The following is a 22,231-nucleotide window of genomic DNA, read 5'->3' on the forward strand; positions in this document are numbered from 1 at the left end:
TCATAACTAATAAATCTCTCCTATATTGTTTACTTTTTATAAAAATCATCATGTATATCACTCTAAAACATAAAACTATCTTCATTAATCTTTATTTTATGACCATAATCAACATTATTTGAACAGCTAACTTCTTAAGTTACAATTTATAATTGAATATGTTATACTAAAGAAAAGCGTTTACTAGGAGGAGTCTTTCTTATGATACAAATAAAAAATCTAACAAAACAATACGATACAAAGCTAGCACTATCAAATCTCAATCTTACTATCAATGATGGGGAAATTTTTGGTCTTATTGGCCACAATGGTGCTGGAAAATCTACTACCATCAGATCCTTAGTTAGCCTTATTGAACCCACAAGTGGTGAGATCCTTTTTGATAATAAAAATCTCAAAAATAATAGACTTGAATGCAAAAAACAAATTGGTTATGTTCCAGATTCTCCAGATATGTTTCTTACTTTATCCGCTTATGAATATTGGTCTTTAATCGGTGACCTTTATGAACTTGATGATAAAGTAAAAGAAGATAGAATTTATAAATATTCAAAATTATTCAATATGATAGGTGTAGAACATCAAGCCATTGAATCATTTTCACATGGTATGCGACAAAAAGTTTTTCTTATAGCTGCCCTTATTTCAGAGCCCAGATTTTGGATAATGGATGAACCAATGACTGGTTTAGATCCACAGGCCGCATTTGATTTGAAAAATTTAATGAAAGAACACAAAAAAAAAGGAAATAGTGTACTATTTTCTACTCATGTACTTGAAGTTGCTGAACATCTTTGCGATAGAATAGGAATACTTAGTAAAGGAAAATTAGTTTTTATTGGAACCTTGGCTGAGTTAAAAAATCAACATGTAGGAAGTAGTCTAGAAGAAATTTATTTAAATATTGTAAAAGAAGCGAATCGTTATAACTTAGGCGGTGTTTAATATGCGTTTTAAAATTATAAAAAATTTATTTTTAACAAATCTCATATATATCAATCCTCTACAAACAGCAAAATATAGAAAAAAATTCAAAGGTACTGCTGATATTAGAAAAAAGATTTTTAAAAACCTTTGTTTTATAAATCTCATAACTTCTTTTATTTTTATAATTTTTATGGGAAATCCACTTTTCAGCAGTATTTTAAAAGGAACTTCGTATAAATATATGATTATCTTTTTTTCTGTACTGATTGCTCTTTCTTTATCAACAATATTTTTAAATATGTTCTATGAAAGTAAAGATACCCTAGCTTTATTACCACTTCCTATAAATGATAGAGAATTATTTTTTAGTAAATTTTTAGTGCTAATCTTTCAAATGGCTGGATTACTACTTCCTATATTTATAATTAATTACGTAGTTGCATTACAGGATTCATTTTCTTTAATTAAAGTAATAGTGGTTTTAATTTATAGTCTATCCCTCGCAGTTATCATTGTAGGAGGATTAATGATTCTACTATCATTTATAACCTATATTCCAAACTTTGAAAAAAATAAAAATAAAATTAATGGTATAATCATTGTAGTAGGATTACTTTTAGGCGTTGGATACTTTATTGCTAGCACTGAACTGTTATCATCGAATCGTAAAATACTTACTTCATCATACGAAGGAGATTTTCTTTATAATATCTTAATTAATGATATTTCTCATTCATATATTAATTTAAGTATTTTAATTGCAACGTCATTAATAATTATCTTTTTAGTTAACAGATTAATCGCAAAAAAATATCTTAGTGATATTCATAGAATTTCGAACGGAACAATAAAAAAAGCTTCTGAGAAAAAGATTAATAATAAAAGAAATTCAGAGAAATATAACTCACTTAACATTAAACTTATTAAGAGAAATATAAGACTTTTTTCACATGGTACTTTGATTGCAACTGCGTTTTCTAATAACTTGTTTGGACTTGTATTTTTAACTGGAGCCATTGTTCAAATTAGAAGATCTGAAGGCTTTTACTTAGGAAGTGAATTTTATCCTGTTGCAATATGCTTTGGTTTTTCGATGGCCTTACTTATGATGAGCAATCCAATAAATTTTTCCGGAGTTGCAATTTCACTGGAACAGCAAAGCTATTATCAACTGAAGTCATTACCATTAGATTTCAAAAAATATCTACGTATAAAATTAATTATTAGTACATTCTTTCAAGTTTCTCTCGCTTTGGTTATTTTTATTGCTACATTAATTTTTGCTAAACAATCTGCTGGTTTTATAGTAATTACTATTATTTCATTTATATTAACTGGTATCGCTATATCATTGTATAGCTTTGCTAGAGATTTTAATAACTTATATTTAAACTGAAACAATATAGTAGAACTTGGCACTAGAGGTGTTAACCAAACACTTTTTGGAATAGTTATATCCATATTTTTTATACTACTCTTTGTTTTAAATTTTGCTACATACTTTATTATTTACTCTTATCCTTACTTATCAAATGTGATAGGAATAACTTATTCAATTATACTATTAGTGGTGTTAATCACCTGCTACATAAAAGTTAAAAAATGTGTTTTTGATGAAATATTTTAAAACACGAAAAACCTAGTAACCAATCTAAAAGATTAGTTACTAGGTTTTATTTTATCAATTATAAATTATTTCTCCACTCTAATAATTTTTTTACATCTTCTTGCTTAATATAGTTATTTTCTACCGCTTCTTCTATCAGATAGTTGTAATTTGTTAATGTATAATACTCTACTTTATCTCTAGAAAACGCCTCGTGTGCTTTACTTAGTTCATAACTAAAGATTGCTACTACGCCTAAAACTTCTGCCCCTCCTTCTTCTAATGCTTTTGCAACTTTAAGCGAAGATAATCCGGTTGAAATCAGATCTTCTACGATTACTACTTTTTGTCCTTTTAATAATCGTCCTTCAATTTGGTTAGTCTTCCCATGTTTCTTAGCTGAATCTCGTACATAAATCATTGGTAATTCCAATATTTCACTTACCCAAGCCGCATGTGGAATACCCGCTGTTGCTGTTCCCCCTACTACTTCCGCTTCTGGAAATTTTTCTTTAATAACTTCGCTCATTCCCTCTGCGATTTTACGACGAATCGCTGGATATGACATAGTTATTCTATTATCACAGTATATTGGTGATTTAATTCCCGAAGTCCATGTAAAATAATTATTTGGTCTTAATGCTACTGCTTCAATTTCTAATAAATATCTCGCTATTTTTTTTTTCAAAGTCATCTTATTCTCCTTAGTATTTTAATTTATCCGTTTTTATTTATTAAATTGTTCTTGTATTAGATCATAGATTGCTCTGGGATTTTTTGCTTTCGTGATTGAGCGGCCTACCACTATATGAGTACTTCCTTTTTCAGCTGCTATTTCTGGTGTTGCCACACGCTTTTGATCCCCTATTTCATCAGTTTCTAATCTTATGCCTGGTGTTACTTTCAAGAAGTCTTTACCACAATTTTCTAGTATTAATTGTGCTTCCCAAGCAGATGATACTACTCCATCCAAATTTGCCTTTTTAGCTAATTTAGCATAATTAATTACACTTTCATTTAATGAAACATTTATTAATTGTTCTTCTTTTATCATCTTTTCTGATGTTGAAGTTAACTGCGTTATTGCGATAACTTTTGTATCTTCACTACCTCCTGCTAACATTCCATCTTTTGCTGCCTTCAACATCTCATACCCTCCAGCACCATGTACTGTCAAAATATCAACATCGAACTTCGCTAATCCTTTGGTCGCCTCATAAACTGTATTTGGAATATCATGCAGCTTTAAGTCTAAGAATATTTTGTGACCTAGTTTTTTTATTTTTTCTAATACTACTGGACCATTTTGAAGATATAACTCCATACCAACTTTAACAAAAAGTTTTTCATCACCAAACTTTTCTAAAAATTCTATGGTGGTTTCTAATGTTGGAAAATCTAATGCAATAATAACATCTTTTTTCATTACCAGCACTCCTTTAATTAATTATTTTTGTATGCACGCCCTCTTAGATCAAGTATGTGCTCCACTCCAAGTTCATCTAATGCTTTTTCTAATTTTTCTATAATTTTTGGACAGATATACGGATCTGAAAAATTGGCTGTCCCGATTGCTACAGCACTTGCGCCTGCTGAGATGAAATCTATCACATCCCATTCATTCATTATCCCTCCCATTCCTATTATGGGAATATTTACTGCTTGAGATACTTGATAGATCATTCTTATTGCTACAGGTTTTATGGCAGGTCCTGATAAACCTCCCGTACCATTAGCAATAATTGGTTTCCCAGTTTTCTTATCTAATTTCATCCCTATCAATGTATTTATCATAGTAATCCCATCTGCTCCACCTTCTTCCACCGCTTTTGCCATAGTTACTATATCTGTAACATTAGGAGAAAGTTTTACATAAACTGGTACACTAGATACTTCTTTCACTTTTTGTACTAAATTTTTAGCTGTTTCTGGATCTGTTCCAAATTGAATTCCACCATGCTTTACATTTGGACAGGATATATTTAACTCAAGGGCGTAAACATTTGGTGCACGACCGATATGCTTTGCAACATAAACATAGTCATCTATTTCACTACCTGCAACATTTGCAATAATCGGTACATCATATCTTTCCAATTCTTTTAATTTTGTTTCCATTATTTCATGAACACCTGGATTTTGTAAGCCGATGGCATTTAACATTCCGCTTGAAGTTTCTGCTACTCTTGGTGTAGGATTCCCAAATCTCGACTCTTTTGTTGCAGCCTTTATCATAATTGCACCTAATTTTGATAAATCATAAAAATTTGCATATTCCAATCCAAAAGCAAAACATCCTGAAGCTGGCATAATAGGATTTTTCAAATCTAATCCTGGTAATCTTACACTTAATCTTTTACTCATACTCTTCTCCTATAAAGCTATATCTTTTGAGTTATACACTGGTCCATCGTAACAGACTCTAGAAATACTTCCATCTTGTTTTTCACAAATACAAGCATAACACGCCCCTACTCCACACGCCATTCTTTCTTCGAGTGAGATATAACCTATTTTTTCTTCATCCATTTTAGTTAAAGCCTTCAGCATCGCAAATGGACCACAACTATAATACTTATCATAGGTAATTTTTTTATCTCTTATGACATCTGTTACAAAACCACATTCTCCATAAGAACCGTCAGCAGTTGCTATATAAGTGTCTCCTAGTTCTGTAAATTTTTCTTCGTAGAAAACATCTTTTTTATTGTTAAAACCTAATATGTGAATGGTTTTTATTCCTTGTTTTTTAAATTGCTTAGCAAGTTCATACAAAGGAGGCACTCCTATCCCACCACCTACTAACAATGCAGTTTGATTTTTTTCTAATGTATAAACATCATAACCTTTTCCTAACGGACCAAGAACATCTACTTTATCACCATTTTTTAATTCTGAAATTTTCAGTGTTCCTGCACCTTCTATTCTATATATCATAACAAATTTTTTTTCTTCTTTATTTATTTCACAAATTGATATCGGTCGCCTAAGCAGAAACTCATGACCATTACCTACTTTTATATTAACAAATTGACCTGGTGTATTCATCACATCTACTATATCACCACAAAGTACTATTCTAAATATTTTATCTGCAATTTGATCATTGCTAACTACCTTTGTTAAATAGGTATCCATTGAAACTCCTTTCTTTGAAAAAGTGGAAGTAACTTGAAATGTCAATTTCACAAAAATCAATTTTCTAAAGTTACCTTATTCCCCTTTTTATTAAAATGTTGCAACTCATAATTCCTCCCTATATTTATCAGCTTCTTCTTTTAGAACCGCGTATAACTTCTCTTCATTTTCTATTAATTCGACTATTATATCTTTAAACTTAGTTGCCCCAATTTATCCTCAGACGTTAAGTCGTAATGTGCTGTAAGCATTCCTGCTTCTGGATCAAAATCTACGTCTTCTAATACTTCTAGATAATTTTCCCGAAAGTGACACTTAAAGAATGCTTCCCAGTTATATCCATTCATATAAGCATATTCACACAACTCACTCATTTTTTCACCAATTCCGACTGATTTATCCTGCTCTATGTAGAAACTAAGAATTATTATATCCCATACTTCAAAATCTTTACATAATCGATAACCTTCTCCTAAAGAGGCAGTATACTAAATGAGATTGATTCTAAAACTTTTAGTAGTGCATCTGCCGTATCTAGCGATGTCAAACAAACAATCTCTTGTTCACTTGCAACACGGCGAATTTTGAAGCCATCTTTTGTTACATCTTTATCTTTTGATGTTGTATTAACTACTACATCTACGTCCCCATTGTAAATAGCATCTAATACACTATAGTCACTTTGGTTAATTTTTCCTACCGCTGTTGCTCTTAATCCATTTTCATTTAGGTATTTCGCAGTCCCTTCTGTCGCAAGAAGATTATACCCGATATTTGAAAATCTCTTAGCAATATCCAATGCCTCTCCTTTATCATCGTCACTTATTGTAAAGAGAATATTCCCTTGATCACTTATTTTTATTCCGGCAGCAAGCAATCCTTTATACAGCGATTTTTCTAAGGTACTATCGCTTCCCATTACTTCACCTGTTGATTTCATCTCAGGTCCTAAAGTAGTATCAACATCTTTAAGCTTTTGGAAACTAAATACTGGCACTTTCGTATAAACATTTATACTTTCTGATAACAATCCTGTTTCATATCCTTTAGATTTTAGACTTTCTCCTATTATTGCTCCTGCTGCTAATTTTGCCATTGGAATACCTGTAATTTTACTTAAGAATGGTACGGTTCTCGAACTTCGTGGATTTACCTCTAGGACAAATACCTCTCCCTTACTTATTACATATTGAATATTTAGCAATCCTACAATGTTTAATCCTTTCGCTAGTTTAATAGTGTATTCTATTAATTTTTCTTTTTCATGAACCGTTAACGTTTGTGGTGGATAAACTGCAATTGAATCACCAGAGTGAACTCCTGCACGCTCAATATGCTCCATAATTCCTGGGATAATAACAGTTTCACCATCGCTTATCGCGTCTACCTCAATCTCACGTCCAACTAAATATCGATCTGTAAGAACTGGATGTTCTGGTGTTAATTTTACAGCTGTTTTCATGTAGCGACGCAATTCTGATTCTTCGTAAACTATTTCCATAGCACGTCCACCTAGCACGTAAGATGGTCTTACTAACACCGGATATCCAATTTCTTCTGCATTTTTAACCGCTGTTTCTACATCAAAGGCTGTTTTTCCTAAAGGTTGTGGTATATCTAGTTTATGCAATAATTCTTCAAACTTATCACGATCTTCTGCATTATCTATTTCCTCTAAAGCAGTTCCTAGTATTTTAACACCATGTTTTTCTAGTTTAGCTGCTAAATTAATTGCTGTTTGACCACCAAACTGAACTACAACTCCTATAGGCGATTCATGATTAATAATTGCCATTACATCCTCTTCTGTTAGTGGTTCAAAATACAGTTTATCAGAAATTGTAAAATCTGTTGATACCGTTTCTGGATTGTTATTTACTATAATTGCCTCGTAACCAGCATCTTTAATAGCCATCACCGCATGAACAGTAGCATAATCAAACTCAACCCCTTGTCCTATGCGAATTGGTCCAGAACCAAGAACAATAATTTTTTTCTTGTCACTTATAATTGATTCTTGTTCTTGTTCATAACTTGAATAAAAATATGGCGTTTCAGAAACAAACTCAGCTGCACAGGTATCTACCATTTTAAATACTGGAATGATATTATTTCCTTGGCGTAATTTATATATTTCGTCTTCTGTTGTATTCCATCTATGTGCAATAATCTTATCTGAAAATCCATATTTTTTAGCATACTCTAGTAACCCTATATTACCTATGTTATCTTTTAATTCATGTTCTATATCTATAATATTTTGCATCTTTTCCAAAAAGAACATATCTATTTTTGTAATAGCGTGAATATCCCTTGTGCTTTGTCCTCTTCTTAATGCTTCTCCAATAAAGAATAATCTTTCATCACCAGCTTGTTTTACTTTATCCAAAATATCCTCTAATATAAAATCATCACCATTGGGAAGCCCCAAATGATGCACTCCGTACTCTAGTGAACGAATAGCTTTTAATAAACTTTCTTCATACGTTCTTCCTATTGCCATAACTTCACCCGTCGCCTTCATCTGCGTACCAAGTTTTCTATCTGCACTTTCAAATTTATCAAATGGGAAACGAGGTATTTTACTTACAACATAATCTAATGTCGGCTCAAAACAAGCGTAAGAGTTTTTTGTAACTGGATTTATTATTTCATCTAATGTTAGTCCCACAGCAATTTTCGCAGCAATTTTCGCTATTGGATATCCTGTTGCTTTTGAAGCTAATGCTGATGAACGTGATACCCTTGGATTTACTTCTATAATATAGTATTTAAATGATTCTGGATCAAGGGCTAATTGAACATTACAGCCACCTTCAATTTTTAAAGCACGGATTATTTTCAATGAAACATCACGTAACATATGGTATTCTCTATCCGTTAAAGTTTGTGATGGTGCTACTACTACTGAATCTCCAGTATGAATACCTACTGGATCTATGTTTTCCATATTACACACTACTATAGCTGTATCATTAGAATCACGCATTACTTCGTACTCAATCTCTTTAAAACCTGCAATTGATTTTTCCAATAAACATTGAGTTACTGGTGAATAATGAAGTCCACTGCTGACTATTTCTTCTAAATCTTTTTCATCATAACAAATTCCTCCTCCAGTTCCTCCCATAGTAAATGCTGGTCGAACGATTACTGGATAACCAATTTCAGCTACAAATTCACGTGCCTCGTTTAAGGTTGTAATAATTGCTGATTCAGGTACTGGTTCATTAAGATTATTCATAAGGTTTCTGAAAAGTTCACGATCTTCCGCTTGCTCGATTGAACTTAATTTTGTTCCTAATAATTCAACATCGTATCTATCTAAAACTCCACTTTTATGAAGTTCAACTGCAAGGTTAAGACCAACCTGACCTCCTAACGTCGGGAGTAGTGCATCTGGTCTTTCTTTTCTAATAATTTTACTAACGAACTCTAAAGTAAGAGGTTCCATATATACTTTATCAGCAATCTCTTTATCTGTCATAATAGTTGCAGGATTTGAATTTACCAAAATAACTTTATATCCCTCTTCTCTTAAAGAAAGACATGCTTGCGTTCCAGCATAGTCAAACTCTGCAGCTTGTCCAATAGTTATTGGTCCAGATCCTATTACTAAAATAGTTTTAATATCATTACGTTTTGGCATTGCTATTCTCCTTAAAATTTTTCTATAACTATATAATTAATTTTTTTTTTATTTTCTTTGAAGTTTCTCATATTATCTATAAATTGATCAAATAAATAATTTGGGTCATGAGGACCAGGAGAGGCTTCAGGATGATATTGTACAGAAAAAACTGGATATTTTTTATGTCTTACCCCTTCACATGTTTTATCATTTACTGACAAATGTGTAAGTTCTAAATCAGTATTTTTTAGAGAATCTATATCAACACTATATCCATGATTTTGTGATGTGATGTCTACTTTACCTGTTAATAAATTTTTTACTGGATGATTAGCACCTCTATGACCAAATTTTAATTTATAAGTTTTTGCACCAGCAGCAAGTGATATAAGCTGATGCCCCATACAAATTCCAAAAATTGGGATTTTCGGCATAACCTCTTTAATCATCTCAATAGTTTCAGGCACATCTTCAGGATCCCCTGGTCCATTGCTTAACATTATTCCATCTGGATTAAGTCTAAAGATTTCTGCTGCACTTACATTATGAGGAACAACGACTATATCACAATTTCTTTCATTTAATTCTCTTAAAATTCCTGATTTCATCCCAAGATCAACCAATACAACTCTATAACCATTTCCTGAAGACAAAAATGCTTTAGGTGTTGATACTTGTTCTATTTGATTAGTCGCTAACTCTGTATTTTTTAGTTTTCCTAATTGCTCCTTAACATCCACGCATAAATCTGTAATTATACCTTTGATAGTCCCATGTTCTCTTATTTTTCTCGTTAAACTTCTTGTATCAATGCCAAATATTCCAGGAATATTTAATTCTCTTAGTACCTCATCTAAACTATATTCCGATCTGAAATTTGATGGTTTATGACAAATCTCTCTGACAACTAAACCTTTAACACTTGGATTGATAGTTTCAAAATCATCCCTGTTTATACCATAATTTCCAATTAAAGGGTATGTAAATATTACTATCTGCCCATTATAAGAAGGATCAGAAAGAGTTTCTTGATATCCAGTCATCCCTGTATTAAAAACCACCTCACCTACCATAGAAACATTAGCCCCAAATCCATAACCCTTATACACTGTTCCATCTTCTAAAATTAATTGTCTATCATAACTATACATAGCTTTTTCTCTCTTTCGTTAAATTGCTTTTTGTTTTTATGACTTAGTAGTAATGAAAGATATCTCCAGTTAAATCACTTTAATGTGTAAATTTTCCAAATAATACATAAGTATATAGTTTCATTTTCTCTTTAATAACATTACCATAAATCATAGAAGAAACTGTCTTCAATTCTTTTATTTATATGAATATATATCAAATACTTCTTCATCTTTGTACGCTACTTTTCCTTCACTAAGCGTTAGCACTGGAATACCATAAATTTTTTCTCCTATATAGGGGGTATTTCTTCCTTTAGATAAAAATTTTTCTGGATCTATTATAAGTGATTTTTCCAAATCAATAACTACTAGATCAGCATAAGAGTTTTCTTCTAATTTACCATAAGGTAAACCAAATATATCTGCTACTTTCTCCGACATTAATTTTACTAAAAAGTCTAATGAAAAAATTCCAGTTTTTACAAACTTAGTATAAAGTTGACTAAACGCTGTCTCACTTCCCACAATGCCAAAGGCTGCTTTACGCATTGTTAAATCTTTTTCATGAGTTGCATGTGGAGCATGATCTGTTGCAATAATGTCAATTGTTCCATCTAACAATCCTGCGATAAGAGCATTTCTATCTTCTCTTGAACGAAGCGGTGGATTCATTTTCCACATACCATTATCTTCTGGAATATCCATCTCATCACTTATCAAGTGATGTGGGCAAACTTCACAAGTAACCTTTATTCCAGCCGCTTTTGCTTCTTTTATCACACGAACCGATTCTTTTGTTGAAACATGGCACACATGATAATGACAACCTGCTGCTTCTGCTAAAAGTACATCGCGAGCAATTTGAACACTTTCACATATCGATGGAATACCTGGAAGTTCTAACTCGCGGCTACGACGACCACAGTGCATGCAACCCCCACGAATTAATGAATTATCCTCACAGTGTGCTACTATCGCCTTATTAAGTTTTGCTGCAATCATCATAGACTCATACATCATATTAGCATCTTGAACACCTCGTCCATCATCACTAAATGCAAAAACATGATCTACTAATTCTTCAAATTCAGCATAATCTTTTCCTTGTTCACCTTTTGTAATTGCACCATACGGCAAGGCACGAATTACAGAATCACGTTCTATAATATCTAACTGTAATTTTAAATTTTCGTAATTATCCGGTACTGGATCTAAATTAGGCATTGGCATCGCTGTCGTAAAACCTCCACGTGCAGCCGCTCGTGATGCATGATAAATATTTTCTTTGTATTCAAATCCAGGTTCTCTCCAATGAACATGAACATCTATAAAACCAGGAGAAACAAATTTTCCAGATAAATCTAAAACTTCCGCTTCTAAATTTTCTATCTTATCTTCTATTTTAATGATTTTTTTGTCTTTTACTAAAATATCTTTACTAACCAGAACTCCATTTTCCAAAATTTTACCATTTTTCAAAAGTAACATATATTTTTTCTCCTTTAATTATAAATTATTGTCTTTAATTATTTTTTCTATCATGGCCTGGCGTATAAACATTCCATTTTTCATCTGTTCAAAAATTACAGATTTTGAAACTTCTACCAGTTCAGAGTCTATTTCCATATCCCTATTAACTGGAGCAGGATGCATTATAATAGCCTCATCTTTTAGCTTCTCATAACGCTCTTTTGTCAAACCAAAATTTTTATGATAACTCTCTTTCGTAAGGTTCATTTCTGAATTGTGCCTTTCATGTTGAACTCGTAAAAGCATACATACATCCACCTCACTTATAACCTCATCAAAGTCTACTACTTCTCCTAGGCTATCATCCTTAAAAATTTCTGGACAAATGAACCTTACCGTTGCCCCCAGTCTCGTTAACATATTATAATTACTTCTTGCTACTCTAGAATTTTTTATATCACCTGCAATTATAATATTTAAATTTTCAAAAGTTCCGAATTTTTCATACATAGTCATAAGATCAAGCAAACATTGGCTAGGATGCTCTCCACTACCATCTCCTCCATTTAATATTGGAATATTTAATTTACCTAATTCTTTATAATATTCATCTTGGCTATGGCGAATTACTAACATATTACATCCAATCATCTCCAATGTCTTACAAGTATCATAAAGCGTTTCTCCTTTATTAACAGATGAGGTGGCTGCATCAAAATTTATTACATTTAATCTATGTTTATACTCTGCCATCTCAAAACTATGCTTTGTTCTTGTAGAATTTTCAAAAAATAAATTTGCTATATATAAGTCTTCTCGTGGTACTACTTTTTTTCCACGTTTTAATTCTAATGCACGTTTTATTAAATCATAAACCTCTTCATTAGTTAAATCAGACATCTTTACTATATTTTTCATTTTATTTCTCCTTTTTATTGTATAAAAAATACCTTGTAGCAAGGCTACAAGGTATGATTGTTCAATCGATTTTAAATTTAAGTAAGTTTACTATTTTAGTCGCTGAATATAGCTATACTATTTAGTTAGATATAAACTCTAAATTTAATCCCTTGTTAGCCTCTCTGGACTAGCTTAAAAAGATTTTTATTTATATTAGTAATATTTCATCATTATCATCTACTTCTTTTAAATGAACTTTTACATTTTCTAATTTTGAGGTAGGAATATTTTTTCCAATGTGATCAGCACGAATAGGAAGTTCTCTATGCCCCCTATCTACAAGTATTGCAAGACGAATCGCTTTAGGACGGCTAACATCCATAATTGCATCAATAGCCGCACGAACAGTTCGTCCAGTATATAATACATCATCAACTATAATAACAACTTTGTTATTCAAATTGAGTTTAAATTTCGGTGTTTTAATTTCTGGTTCTTCACTTTTCTTTTCTAAATCATCACGATAAAACTTTATATCAAGGACTTCCACAGGAATATTAATATTTTCAATTTCACCTATTTTTTGCTTTAATCTTTTAGCAATATAAATTCCTCTGGTTTTAACACCAACCAAAACTATTTCTTCCAATTTATTTTGCTCAATAATTTCATTAGCTATTCTCGTTATCATTCTTGAAATCATAATTTCATCAAAAAGAAGTCGTTTTTTCATAATTCACCTCAAAAAAAAATATCCTACTAATTCAAAGTAGGACAGCACATTTAAACTTGGTATATTCATTCCAAAAAATTAATCTTTGCTGACCTCTCCGGATCACATTAAAGATGTGTTTCTTAAACTATGATAAGTATATACTATAATTTAAAAATTGTCAACTAGTAAATAGGAGAGTAACCTAATTTCTTTAATCTCCTATACTCTAAATCTTTTCTACTTTCAAAATCGAGGTTATTAAATCAGTAAAAGAATTTTCATCTGATTTAATTGCTTGTATAGAAAAATTTGTCAAATTATTATCTGCTGAATCTAATATTTTTTCCTAAAGGGTAGTAATAAATTAGTATATACTATAGTTGCGTGAAACACTCTATCTAATTCCCGTGATTTATTTCTATTTTCTTTTTGTTTTTGTCTTCATGGCATTTCTATTTTTAAGGAACTTTTACTATTGTATTCTAACAAAAGTATATTTTTTTCAAAATATTAAAATTCACTATTGATGAATAGCTTCATGAAAAATGTTTTCAGCTAATAAATGAATATTTTTACTTTTTAATATTTTACTAGGTGGTATATGAGATAATTTGCTCTTTCTGATATAAATATAACGTAGGGTATATTGGTAATGAACATGATGTTATAGTTGAATTTTCTAACTTATATTCTTCTGTCCATTTTAAATTCGCTATATATTTTACATTTTCTTTTATTATATTATAATATTTTTCAAAATCTTTTTTTATAAATGCAAAGAGTTACTTAATTCATTTTTGAACTCTTTAGAGACTTCTACTATCCTGTGAGTTTTAAATATAGTAGGAAACAAATCAAACTCATCTTTTACTACCAAATAAAATTTATCTTTATCAATTAATATTTCCTCATAAGTTCTTCTAAACTTTGTTATTTTGTATATTCATTTCAGATTACAATTCTCTCTTTCAAATTATTTTTTTTCATTGTATAATTTATTTAGCTTATATTTAATTGCAAAGGAGAATATATGGTTACTGAACTTATAAAAAAAGAAATTGAAAATTATTTTCCCGAAATGGTTGAACTCCGTCGTTATATGCATATGAATCCTGAGGTATCTTTTAATGAAAAAAATACGGCAAAGTTTATCGAAAATTATTTAAGAGAACTAGGTATTCAAGACATTAAGACAGATGTAGGCCTTTATGGAGTTGTAGCAAGAATCAAAGGGAAAAATTCTAAAAACACCATTGCTTTTCGGGCAGATTTTGATGCTCTTCCCATTAATGATGCTAAAATAACGACATATAAATCAAAAAAAGAAAACGTTATGCATGCTTGCGGGCATGATGGGCATACCGCAACACTACTTGTTACTTGCAAAATATTGATGAAGAATATTAATAAACTTCAACACGATGTTGTTGCTATTTTCCAATATGGAGAAGAACAAGCACCTGGTGGTGCTAAAACTATGATTGATTCTGGTTGTTTAGATAATATAGATGTAATATTTGGCGCTCATCTTTGGACTCCACTCCCACTTGGAACTTTAGGTTATAGTTATAGAGAACTCTGTGCAGCTGCTGATAGATTCGAAATAAAAATTACCTCTAAAGAAAATTCTAATCTTATTGCCGCTAATTTCGTATCAATGACACAACAAATAGTTTCACGTTTTTCTAAACCCCAAGAAACTTTAGTTATAACTTTGGGTAAATTAGAAAGTACAAAACACATTGCCAGCATTACTGGTACAATAAGACATTTCAACAAAAAACTTCATAAACTTGTACTTGATAAACTAAAAAAATTATGCTTATCACTCGAATCTGAATATGAAGATACTAAGGTAGAATTTATCTATTATGGTGGTTATCCACCACTTATTAATCATAAAAAAGGAACTGAAGAAATTATTTCATGCACTAAAGAAATACTACCTCAACTTATTATTTCCGAAGTTGAGCCTTTAATGATTGGAGAAGATTTTTCTTATTATGTAGAAAATATACCTGGAGCATTTTTTTTGATTGGTGCTGGTAATTCAACTTTTGCCAAATATCCACATCATCATCCTAATTTTGATTTTGAAGAAAGAGTAATGTCTCACACTGCTTCAATATTCTTAAACCTTGCCTTTAATTCAGATAAGGTAGTAACTAATTTAAAGGAGAAAAAATAATATGACAAAATATATACTAACTCTTTTTGGTAAAGGAGGACATGGAGCAGAGCCACACGAAGCAATTGACACCACTGTTATTGTCAGTGAATTTGTCAAAAAAAGTTCTAAACACTCTAACATAGAAATAATCTCTGTAATTAGCGGCGATGCCTTTAATGTTATTTCAGGAAAAGCAGAAGTAATCTTAAAATCCAACAATAAAAGACTAATAGAAAATCTTGCCTCCTCTCTTCTTATTTTTTATGGAGAGAATACAAGATATACTCTCAAGAAAATATAAAAAAGTGATTGACTCAGCAAAATTTTATTTTAAAAAATTACAATTTTTGAGTCAATCTCTTTTTACCTTATTCTATTGAAAAACATCTTCTCCTAAAATATTTCTTACCTTTTCTCGTAAAGCTGGTACTATTTTTTCTTCAAACCATGGATTCTTTCCAAACCATCTAAAATTAAGTGGAGAAGGATGAACTATTGGAAAATATCTAGGTAAATATTCATTATAATTGCAAACTGTTTCGGTTAAAGTTTTTTCTTTAATATCATTTAAATAGTAGTTTTGAGAATAAGCACCCACTAAAATAATTAGTTCGATATTCGGCATGAGGTCTAAAATTTTCTTATGCCACTTAGAAGCAAAGTTTTTTCTCGGTGGTAAATCTCCATTTTTACCTTTTCCTGGATAATAAAAGTCCATTGGAACTACAGCAATTAATCCTGAATTGTAGAAAATGTCTTCACTTACTCCCAACCATTCTCTTAATTTAATGCCACTTTTATCATTAAAAAACATCTTTGATTGTTGTGCTTTTATTCCAGGTGCTTGCCCAACTATCACAATCTTTGCATCTTCAAATACCGAAAACAATGGCTCAATTCCCATAGCAGTATATCTCTTATTTTCTTCAGCAGCTACAATTTCTTTCCTTAATTGCTCTAATTCATTTTTCAAAGTACAACCTCCCATTTTTGATAAAAATTATTGAATTTATTCTACTACCACATTTTTATATTTTCTATTATTTACTCTGTATATGATTCAATCTCCCTTTACTTTTATAAAATAGTACTATTTTAATTATGACCTTGATACTCATACTTATAAAATAAATTATTGTACTTAAATTATTATATAAAAGATTTATCCACATAAACTAATAACTACCCTTTTTTTCTCCATTCAGTTATCACTTCTATAACAAATTAAAATATTCTTATTTTAATTAATTCCGAAAATAATTCTCTAAATTTCTTAGTATAAATATAATATCGCATTTTAATTAAAGTTATTTCATATTATCATGTATCCCAAGTTTGATAGTTTTTTTTAACAAATTACCTAAAAAATATTATTAGATAATTTCTTATTTTTCAATTTTAAATCACTTTTTTTACAAATTTTTACTAATTTAATTTTTTATCAATGATATAAAAAATTCTTCATATAATTTTATTGTCGAATTCTAATCTATTTCTCTATACTACTTTTTTATAAGCTCTACTACCGCTTCTACAGCAGGTGTTCCCGGAAACATATCTATAGGCTGAATACATTTAATTTTGTATTTTCTTGTTAAAATTTTTAAATCACGTGCCAGTGTTGATGGATTACAACTAACATAAACTATTTTTTTAGCATCAGTATTTAATAAATTTTTTGCCAAATGTCCCAAACCTACCCTTGGTGGATCTACAATAGCAACATCAAAGTGAATTCCTTTTTTCTTCCATCGAGGCACAATCTTGTTAGCATCACCTGCAACATAAGTACAGTTAGTTAAATTGTTTAGCTTTATATTATCATTAGCATCTCTAATAGCATCCTCTATAATATCAACACCATAAACTTCTTTACATCTTCTACTCATATACTGTCCAATAGTTCCTACTCCACAAAAAGCATCAAGTACTACATCAGTATTTTTTAAAGCTGCAAATTCTACAACTTTATCATAAAGCTTTTTAGTAGTTAGTGGATTCAACTGAAAGAACGACTTAGCAGAAAGTCTATACTTAATATCGCCAACCCTTTCCACTATATGGTCTGCACCATATAATGTAATATTTTTACTTCCCATGACCAAATGATCACTATCATCTGTAACATTTAAAACAATACTTTTTACAATTTTTTCACGTTTAACTTCATCAACAACTTTATCAAGATTTTTTATTTTTTCTGTATTAGCCACAAGAATAAGTTGTACATCTCCATTATAAAATGAGGTTCGTGTAGAAATATATTTTATTCCATAATTTTTTTTATTCATAGATATATCTATTTTATATTTTCCTAAACATTTTTTCGCAAGATTTGTAATTTTATTTCCATTCTCATGTAATGCAATATCTTTTTCAATTTCTACAAGTTCATTTGTACCTTCTTTATATAACCCAGCAATAACTTTTCCACTTCTTATAACAACTGGAAATTGGTTTTTATTGCGGTAATTTTCAATTTTTGAACTCGCCAAAGTTTTTAAGACTATCTTATCTGCTTTTGGTAACTTATAATACTTGTCAAAAGCATCTAAAAGGATACTTCGTTTATACTCAAGCTGCTTTTCATAACTAACATGAGCAAGTTGATAAGCACCACTTTCACTAAATTCTTTTTTCACTTCAACTCTATACGGGCTGGGTTCTTTAACTTTAACAAGTTTTCCTATAATAAACTTTGGATTCTCCTCCACAATTTCACAAACAATTACTTCATCAGGCAAGGCTCCCTTCACAAAAGTAATTTTCTTTTTGTAATACCCTATTCCCTCTCCGTTAATTCCTATTTTTTTTATTGTAAGTAATACGTTTAATTTTTTATTATTTTTGCTTTTCTTTTTCATTTTATCCTCTAACTATAAAAGAAAGCTGAGTAGAAGTTCAACTACTCCCACTTCAGCTCCTTTTATCTTACTTTATAGTTTTAATTTCGTTATCTAATTCTTCCACTAATGCTATTAATCTATCAATTTGAGTCAAATCAACTTTTTCTGGTTCAATATTGTCTAACTCACTTGCAAAATCTTCAAATTTAGTTTTTAATTCTTCTAAAATATTATTAGGCATGATATTCTCCTTTTTTATTCTCTACTCCATTATAATATAAATTTCTAAAAATTCAACTCAAAATAAAAACTTTTTTTATTTATTGATAAATTCATTTTACAATAAACAAGAAATTTATTTTACAAACTTTTTTAATTAAAAATTTTATTCGTTATCTTAATAAACAACAACAAAATTCGTAGTAAATTTCAAAAAATTTCCTATATTTAAAAGTAATGATATAAATTTATTATTTTGTATAAATTACTCTAAAATTTTTAAAATATATGGCTAATATTAGTAGACTTTTCTTTTCTTTTAAGTTAATATTTAACTAGGAGTGTTATATTATGAACTATACAAACTTTAATATTTTAAATATAAATCTAACACACATTTTAGATTATATTACAACGTTATTTAGTAATATTCATTTAGATATTGATATTCTATTAACATTGTTTTTAATTATAAATACGTTGCTAGCTTTTTCTATTGTATTTTTAGAATTTCAAACAGCCTCATCATCTTGGGCATGGATTCTAGTTCTTTTTCTAGTTCCGTATCTAGGGTTTATTCTATATCTTATATTTGGACGTCCAATATACAGACAAAAGATTTTTCCCTTTTCAGATGAGGAAAAAATTTCATATCAAGAAAATTTATTAAATCGAAAAACTCCATATGAAATTACAAAAAGTGAACAAACCATTTATAAATATAAAAACTTAATAGAACTAAATTATGAAACCGATAAAGCATTTTTATCAAAAAACAATAGAATTAAAATAATTACAGATGGAAAAGAAAAGTTTGACTTATTGTTTAAAGATATAAAAAATGCAGAACGTTACATCCATATCCAGTACTATATTTTAAAAAAAGATGGTATTGGAAAGAAATTATTTAATTTACTAGAGAAAAAATTAAAAGAGGGCGTTAGCGTTTATATTCTTTATGATGATATAGGTTCAAGAAAATTAAGTATATCTTCTTTAAAAAATTTAACAAAAAATAATGCAAAAATTAAAAGTTTCTTCAAATCTAGATTCCCACTAATTAACTTTCGTATGAATCATAGAAATCATAGAAAAATTGTTATTATTGATGGTAAAATTGGATATACTGGTGGTTTTAATGTAGGAGACGAATACTTAGGTTTAGATAAAAAATTTGGATATTGGAGAGATACTCACTTACGAATAGAAGGTGAAGCAGTTGGTTCATTAGAGTATCGCTTTATAGATGATTGGAATTCACAATCAACTAAAAAAACCGAAGAACTCGAACTAAAAGCCGATTACTTCCCTACCCCAGTAGATAGCTATCTTCCTATACAAATGGTAGCAAGTGGCCCTGATAGCAAACTAGAAAAGATTAAATATGGCTATCTTCACATGATTTCAAGAGCAAAAAAATATATCTATATCCAATCGCCATATTTTATACCAGATGAAAGTGTTATGGACGCATTAAAGATGGCTATACTCTCAGGAATTGATGTAAGGATTATGGTTCCTAATAAACCAGACCATATTTTCGTTTACTGGGCAACATATTCATACATTGGTGAATTAGCTTCATTAGGTGCAAAAACATATATCTACAATAATGGGTTTATTCATACTAAAATGATTATAATTGATGATGAAGTAACAAGTTTGGGAAGTGCAAATTTTGATTATAGAAGTTTTAAATTAAATTTCGAATTAAATGCATTCGTCTACGACTATAAAACTACTAATCAATTCAGAAAAATTTTTCTAAAAGATGTAGAAAAATCTATTTTAATTTCATATTCAAAATATCAAAAACGAAGTACTATTATAAGAATAAAAGAAGCTTTTGCACGGCTTATATCACCTATTCTATAGTTGTTTTATAATAAAAAATATGTTATATTTATACATAGTTATATTTAGGAGGAAAATTTTAAATGAAAAAGTTTAAAAAAGCTATTTTACCTGTAGCACTTAGCGTATCGGTTATAGGTTTAGCAGGATGTTCATCTGGAGGAACAAAGTATATTTCAAGCAAAGCTGGAGATGTCACACAAAAAGACATAGTAGAAAGTATAGGGGCTACTCAGCTTTCTAAAACTGCGACTAGTATGATGATTCAAAAAGTTTTATTAGATAAATATAAAAGTAAAATAAATGAAAAAACAATAGATGAGCAACTTCAAAAAGCACAAGAGCAATATGGTGGAAAAGAAAAATTTGAACAACTTTTGAAACAGCAGGGATTCACTTTAGATAAATATAAAGATGGTCTTAGAGTTAAAGCAGCTCAAACTTACATGATTAATGACTACAATGGAGTTAATGATGACAAGTTAAAAGAAAATTACGAAAAAAATAAACATCAATATCATCTTGCTCATATCTTAATTAGTGTTAAAAGTAAGTCAAATACTAATGGATTAAGCGATGAAGATGCTAAGAAAAAAGCAGAAGAAATCCTTAAAAAAATTAAAGATGGTGGAGACTTTGCAACTTTAGCAAAAGAAAATTCTAACGATACAGCTAATGCCTCTAATGGTGGTGATTTAGGTTGGTCTTCTAAAGAAGATAACTCATTTGTTAAAGAGTTCAAAGAAGCTGCATATTCACTAGAAAAAGATCAAGTTTCTGATGTAGTAAAAACTTCATTTGGTTATCACATTATTAAAGTATTAGATACAAAAGATTCAAGTTTTGATGAATTAAAACCAACATTAGAAGAAAAAGCAGCAGAGCAAGCAGTAAAAGAAGATTCAACAGTAGTTAGCAAAGCCTTAAAAAAAATATTCGAAGAATATAATGTAAAAGCAAATAATAGTGATGTAGAAAATTATATAAAATCTATGCTTGAAGGAAATGCAAACTCTTCTCAACAAAATAAGTAAAACACAAGGCCTGATCTAAAAGTCAGTGTACAAAAAGGGCTATATACTAAATAAATATATTCAATAAAAAACTTAGATATTTTTATAATCTAAGTTTTTTATTTATTTCTAATATCATTATGCTAAATGTAAAACTTATAGTATAATAAATATAAAAGCAATAAAAAAAGGATGTCATTATGAATAATATATTACAATCTGACAAAGACCAAGCTATCACAAGTGCTACTGCATTTCAAACTATAGCCAACACTATCTCTAATGAAATAAATATATCAAAAGATACTCAAACAACAGTATCTGGCAACACTAATGCACAAAATAGTATAGAAGCATCAAAACAAACAGCTGGCAAAATATCAAAAACAATACAAAACATGTCCAGTAACATCCATAGTGTAGCCGAAGAATTTCAGGCGATGGATGACACCTTAAGAACACAACTGGAAAGTATAAATAGTTTAAGAAAAATCCCAAATGACTAAAAAACTAGAAAATTATCAAACAAGACTCCTATTAGAAGAACAACTAGAAAACAACAAAAAGAAACAAGCTAAGCTGGAAGAACTAGAAAATGCATATCAAGGT

At 29.9% G+C, this 22,231-nt stretch carries 20 protein-coding genes; 7 read left to right on the forward strand and 13 right to left on the reverse strand.

Translation table 11 applies throughout. The annotated features are described in order from the left end of the window. The first annotated feature begins 201 nt into the window (after positions 1–201). Positions 202–945, forward strand: a complete 744-nt coding sequence (locus H612_RS0107860; RefSeq protein WP_027130945.1) for an ABC transporter ATP-binding protein — start codon at positions 202–204, stop codon at positions 943–945. A 1-nt stretch (position 946) separates the two neighbouring features. Further along, positions 947–2,323, forward strand: a complete 1,377-nt coding sequence (locus H612_RS09365; RefSeq protein ID WP_245570470.1) for a hypothetical protein — start codon at positions 947–949, stop codon at positions 2,321–2,323. 289 nt (positions 2,324–2,612) lie between these two features. Here H612_RS09365 and pyrE read toward each other — a convergent pair whose 3' ends face one another. The 10 genes from pyrE to pyrR all read right to left on the reverse strand — a co-directional run bounded on the left by pyrE (position 2,613) and on the right by pyrR (position 13,538). After that, entirely contained in the window at positions 2,613–3,227 is a 615-nt protein-coding gene (pyrE, locus tag H612_RS10190; RefSeq protein WP_027130946.1) for an orotate phosphoribosyltransferase, read from the reverse strand. A 33-nt stretch (positions 3,228–3,260) separates the two neighbouring features. Continuing rightward, positions 3,261–3,959, reverse strand: coding sequence for an orotidine-5'-phosphate decarboxylase (gene pyrF, locus H612_RS10195; RefSeq protein WP_027130947.1), 699 nt, complete (start codon positions 3,957–3,959; stop codon positions 3,261–3,263). A gap of 17 nt (positions 3,960–3,976) precedes the next feature. After that, positions 3,977–4,897 (reverse strand): dihydroorotate dehydrogenase, encoded by a 921-nt coding sequence (locus H612_RS0107880; protein WP_027130948.1) that lies wholly within the window; start codon positions 4,895–4,897, stop codon positions 3,977–3,979. A 9-nt stretch (positions 4,898–4,906) separates the two neighbouring features. After that, complete coding sequence (locus tag H612_RS0107885) at positions 4,907–5,671, reverse strand: dihydroorotate dehydrogenase electron transfer subunit (RefSeq protein WP_027130949.1); 765 nt, start codon at positions 5,669–5,671, stop codon at positions 4,907–4,909. A gap of 185 nt (positions 5,672–5,856) precedes the next feature. Further along, on the reverse strand, positions 5,857–6,045 hold the full coding sequence (locus H612_RS10310) for an Imm51 family immunity protein (protein ID WP_245570471.1): 189 nt from the start codon (positions 6,043–6,045) through the stop codon (positions 5,857–5,859). A 98-nt stretch (positions 6,046–6,143) separates the two neighbouring features. After that, entirely contained in the window at positions 6,144–9,320 is a 3,177-nt protein-coding gene (carB, locus tag H612_RS0107895; protein WP_027130950.1) for a carbamoyl-phosphate synthase large subunit, read from the reverse strand. Positions 9,321–9,331: 11 nt separating this feature from the next. Next, complete coding sequence (gene carA / locus H612_RS0107900) at positions 9,332–10,453, reverse strand: glutamine-hydrolyzing carbamoyl-phosphate synthase small subunit (RefSeq protein ID WP_027130951.1); 1,122 nt, start codon at positions 10,451–10,453, stop codon at positions 9,332–9,334. Positions 10,454–10,630: 177 nt separating this feature from the next. Next, the gene (locus tag H612_RS0107905) at positions 10,631–11,923 is read right to left on the reverse strand and encodes a dihydroorotase (protein ID WP_027130952.1); all 1,293 of its coding nucleotides are present in this window, start codon (positions 11,921–11,923) and stop codon (positions 10,631–10,633) included. A gap of 18 nt (positions 11,924–11,941) precedes the next feature. After that, positions 11,942–12,823 carry an aspartate carbamoyltransferase catalytic subunit gene (locus H612_RS0107910; RefSeq protein WP_027130953.1) on the reverse strand — a complete coding sequence of 294 codons (882 nt, stop codon included), beginning with the start codon at positions 12,821–12,823 and terminating at the stop codon, positions 11,942–11,944. A gap of 190 nt (positions 12,824–13,013) precedes the next feature. Next, the gene (gene pyrR / locus H612_RS0107915; RefSeq protein ID WP_027130954.1) at positions 13,014–13,538 is read right to left on the reverse strand and encodes a bifunctional pyr operon transcriptional regulator/uracil phosphoribosyltransferase PyrR; all 525 of its coding nucleotides are present in this window, start codon (positions 13,536–13,538) and stop codon (positions 13,014–13,016) included. A gap of 1,012 nt (positions 13,539–14,550) precedes the next feature. Between pyrR and H612_RS0107920 the strand changes: the two genes are divergently transcribed. Further along, positions 14,551–15,708 (forward strand): amidohydrolase, encoded by a 1,158-nt coding sequence (locus H612_RS0107920; protein WP_027130955.1) that lies wholly within the window; start codon positions 14,551–14,553, stop codon positions 15,706–15,708. 1 nt (position 15,709) lies between these two features. After that, complete coding sequence (locus H612_RS0107925; protein WP_027130956.1) at positions 15,710–15,991, forward strand: peptidase dimerization domain-containing protein; 282 nt, start codon at positions 15,710–15,712, stop codon at positions 15,989–15,991. Positions 15,992–16,063: 72 nt separating this feature from the next. On the opposite strand, the gene H612_RS0107930 is transcribed toward H612_RS0107925, so the two are convergent. The 3 genes from H612_RS0107930 to H612_RS10110 all read right to left on the reverse strand — a co-directional run bounded on the left by H612_RS0107930 (position 16,064) and on the right by H612_RS10110 (position 18,777). Continuing rightward, positions 16,064–16,663 (reverse strand): uracil-DNA glycosylase family protein, encoded by a 600-nt coding sequence (locus H612_RS0107930; protein WP_027130957.1) that lies wholly within the window; start codon positions 16,661–16,663, stop codon positions 16,064–16,066. A 529-nt stretch (positions 16,664–17,192) separates the two neighbouring features. Continuing rightward, entirely contained in the window at positions 17,193–18,554 is a 1,362-nt protein-coding gene (rlmD, locus tag H612_RS0107935) for a 23S rRNA (uracil(1939)-C(5))-methyltransferase RlmD (protein ID WP_027130958.1), read from the reverse strand. A gap of 67 nt (positions 18,555–18,621) precedes the next feature. Continuing rightward, the gene (locus H612_RS10110; protein ID WP_027130959.1) at positions 18,622–18,777 is read right to left on the reverse strand and encodes an SE1561 family protein; all 156 of its coding nucleotides are present in this window, start codon (positions 18,775–18,777) and stop codon (positions 18,622–18,624) included. Positions 18,778–19,106: 329 nt separating this feature from the next. Here H612_RS10110 and cls point away from each other — a divergent pair, with 329 nt between their 5' ends. The 3 genes from cls to H612_RS0107955 all read left to right on the forward strand — a co-directional run bounded on the left by cls (position 19,107) and on the right by H612_RS0107955 (position 22,128). Beyond that, complete coding sequence (gene cls / locus H612_RS0107945) at positions 19,107–20,630, forward strand: cardiolipin synthase (protein ID WP_084167261.1); 1,524 nt, start codon at positions 19,107–19,109, stop codon at positions 20,628–20,630. A gap of 62 nt (positions 20,631–20,692) precedes the next feature. Further along, on the forward strand, positions 20,693–21,643 hold the full coding sequence (locus H612_RS0107950; RefSeq protein ID WP_027130961.1) for a foldase protein PrsA: 951 nt from the start codon (positions 20,693–20,695) through the stop codon (positions 21,641–21,643). Between the two features lie 179 nt (positions 21,644–21,822). Beyond that, entirely contained in the window at positions 21,823–22,128 is a 306-nt protein-coding gene (locus tag H612_RS0107955) for a TIGR04197 family type VII secretion effector (protein ID WP_035500519.1), read from the forward strand. The last annotated feature ends 103 nt before the right edge of the window (positions 22,129–22,231 follow it).

It is taken from the genome of Gemella cuniculi DSM 15828 (assembly GCF_000425665.1).
Classification (GTDB): Bacteria; Bacillota; Bacilli; order Staphylococcales; family Gemellaceae; genus Gemella; species Gemella cuniculi.

Bases quoted from the DNA above. Each gene is read 5' to 3' on its own strand.
- H612_RS0107860 (WP_027130945.1), top strand. From the start codon at position 202: ATGATACAAATAAAAAATCTAACAAAACAATACGATACAAAGCTAGCA.
- H612_RS09365 (WP_245570470.1), top strand. From the start codon at position 947: ATGCGTTTTAAAATTATAAAAAATTTATTTTTAACAAATCTCATATAT.
- pyrE (WP_027130946.1), bottom strand. From the start codon at position 3,227: ATGACTTTGAAAAAAAAAATAGCGAGATATTTATTAGAAATTGAAGCA.
- pyrF (WP_027130947.1), bottom strand. From the start codon at position 3,959: ATGAAAAAAGATGTTATTATTGCATTAGATTTTCCAACATTAGAAACC.
- H612_RS0107880 (WP_027130948.1), bottom strand. From the start codon at position 4,897: ATGAGTAAAAGATTAAGTGTAAGATTACCAGGATTAGATTTGAAAAAT.
- H612_RS0107885 (WP_027130949.1), bottom strand. From the start codon at position 5,671: ATGGATACCTATTTAACAAAGGTAGTTAGCAATGATCAAATTGCAGAT.
- H612_RS10310 (WP_245570471.1), bottom strand. From the start codon at position 6,045: ATGAGTGAGTTGTGTGAATATGCTTATATGAATGGATATAACTGGGAA.
- carB (WP_027130950.1), bottom strand. From the start codon at position 9,320: ATGCCAAAACGTAATGATATTAAAACTATTTTAGTAATAGGATCTGGA.
- carA (WP_027130951.1), bottom strand. From the start codon at position 10,453: ATGTATAGTTATGATAGACAATTAATTTTAGAAGATGGAACAGTGTAT.
- H612_RS0107905 (WP_027130952.1), bottom strand. From the start codon at position 11,923: ATGTTACTTTTGAAAAATGGTAAAATTTTGGAAAATGGAGTTCTGGTT.
- H612_RS0107910 (WP_027130953.1), bottom strand. From the start codon at position 12,823: ATGAAAAATATAGTAAAGATGTCTGATTTAACTAATGAAGAGGTTTAT.
- pyrR (WP_027130954.1), bottom strand. From the start codon at position 13,538: ATGAAAAAACGACTTCTTTTTGATGAAATTATGATTTCAAGAATGATA.
- H612_RS0107920 (WP_027130955.1), top strand. From the start codon at position 14,551: ATGGTTACTGAACTTATAAAAAAAGAAATTGAAAATTATTTTCCCGAA.
- H612_RS0107925 (WP_027130956.1), top strand. From the start codon at position 15,710: ATGACAAAATATATACTAACTCTTTTTGGTAAAGGAGGACATGGAGCA.
- rlmD (WP_027130958.1), bottom strand. From the start codon at position 18,554: ATGAAAAAGAAAAGCAAAAATAATAAAAAATTAAACGTATTACTTACA.
- H612_RS10110 (WP_027130959.1), bottom strand. From the start codon at position 18,777: ATGCCTAATAATATTTTAGAAGAATTAAAAACTAAATTTGAAGATTTT.
- cls (WP_084167261.1), top strand. From the start codon at position 19,107: ATGAACTATACAAACTTTAATATTTTAAATATAAATCTAACACACATT.
- H612_RS0107950 (WP_027130961.1), top strand. From the start codon at position 20,693: ATGAAAAAGTTTAAAAAAGCTATTTTACCTGTAGCACTTAGCGTATCG.
- H612_RS0107955 (WP_035500519.1), top strand. From the start codon at position 21,823: ATGAATAATATATTACAATCTGACAAAGACCAAGCTATCACAAGTGCT.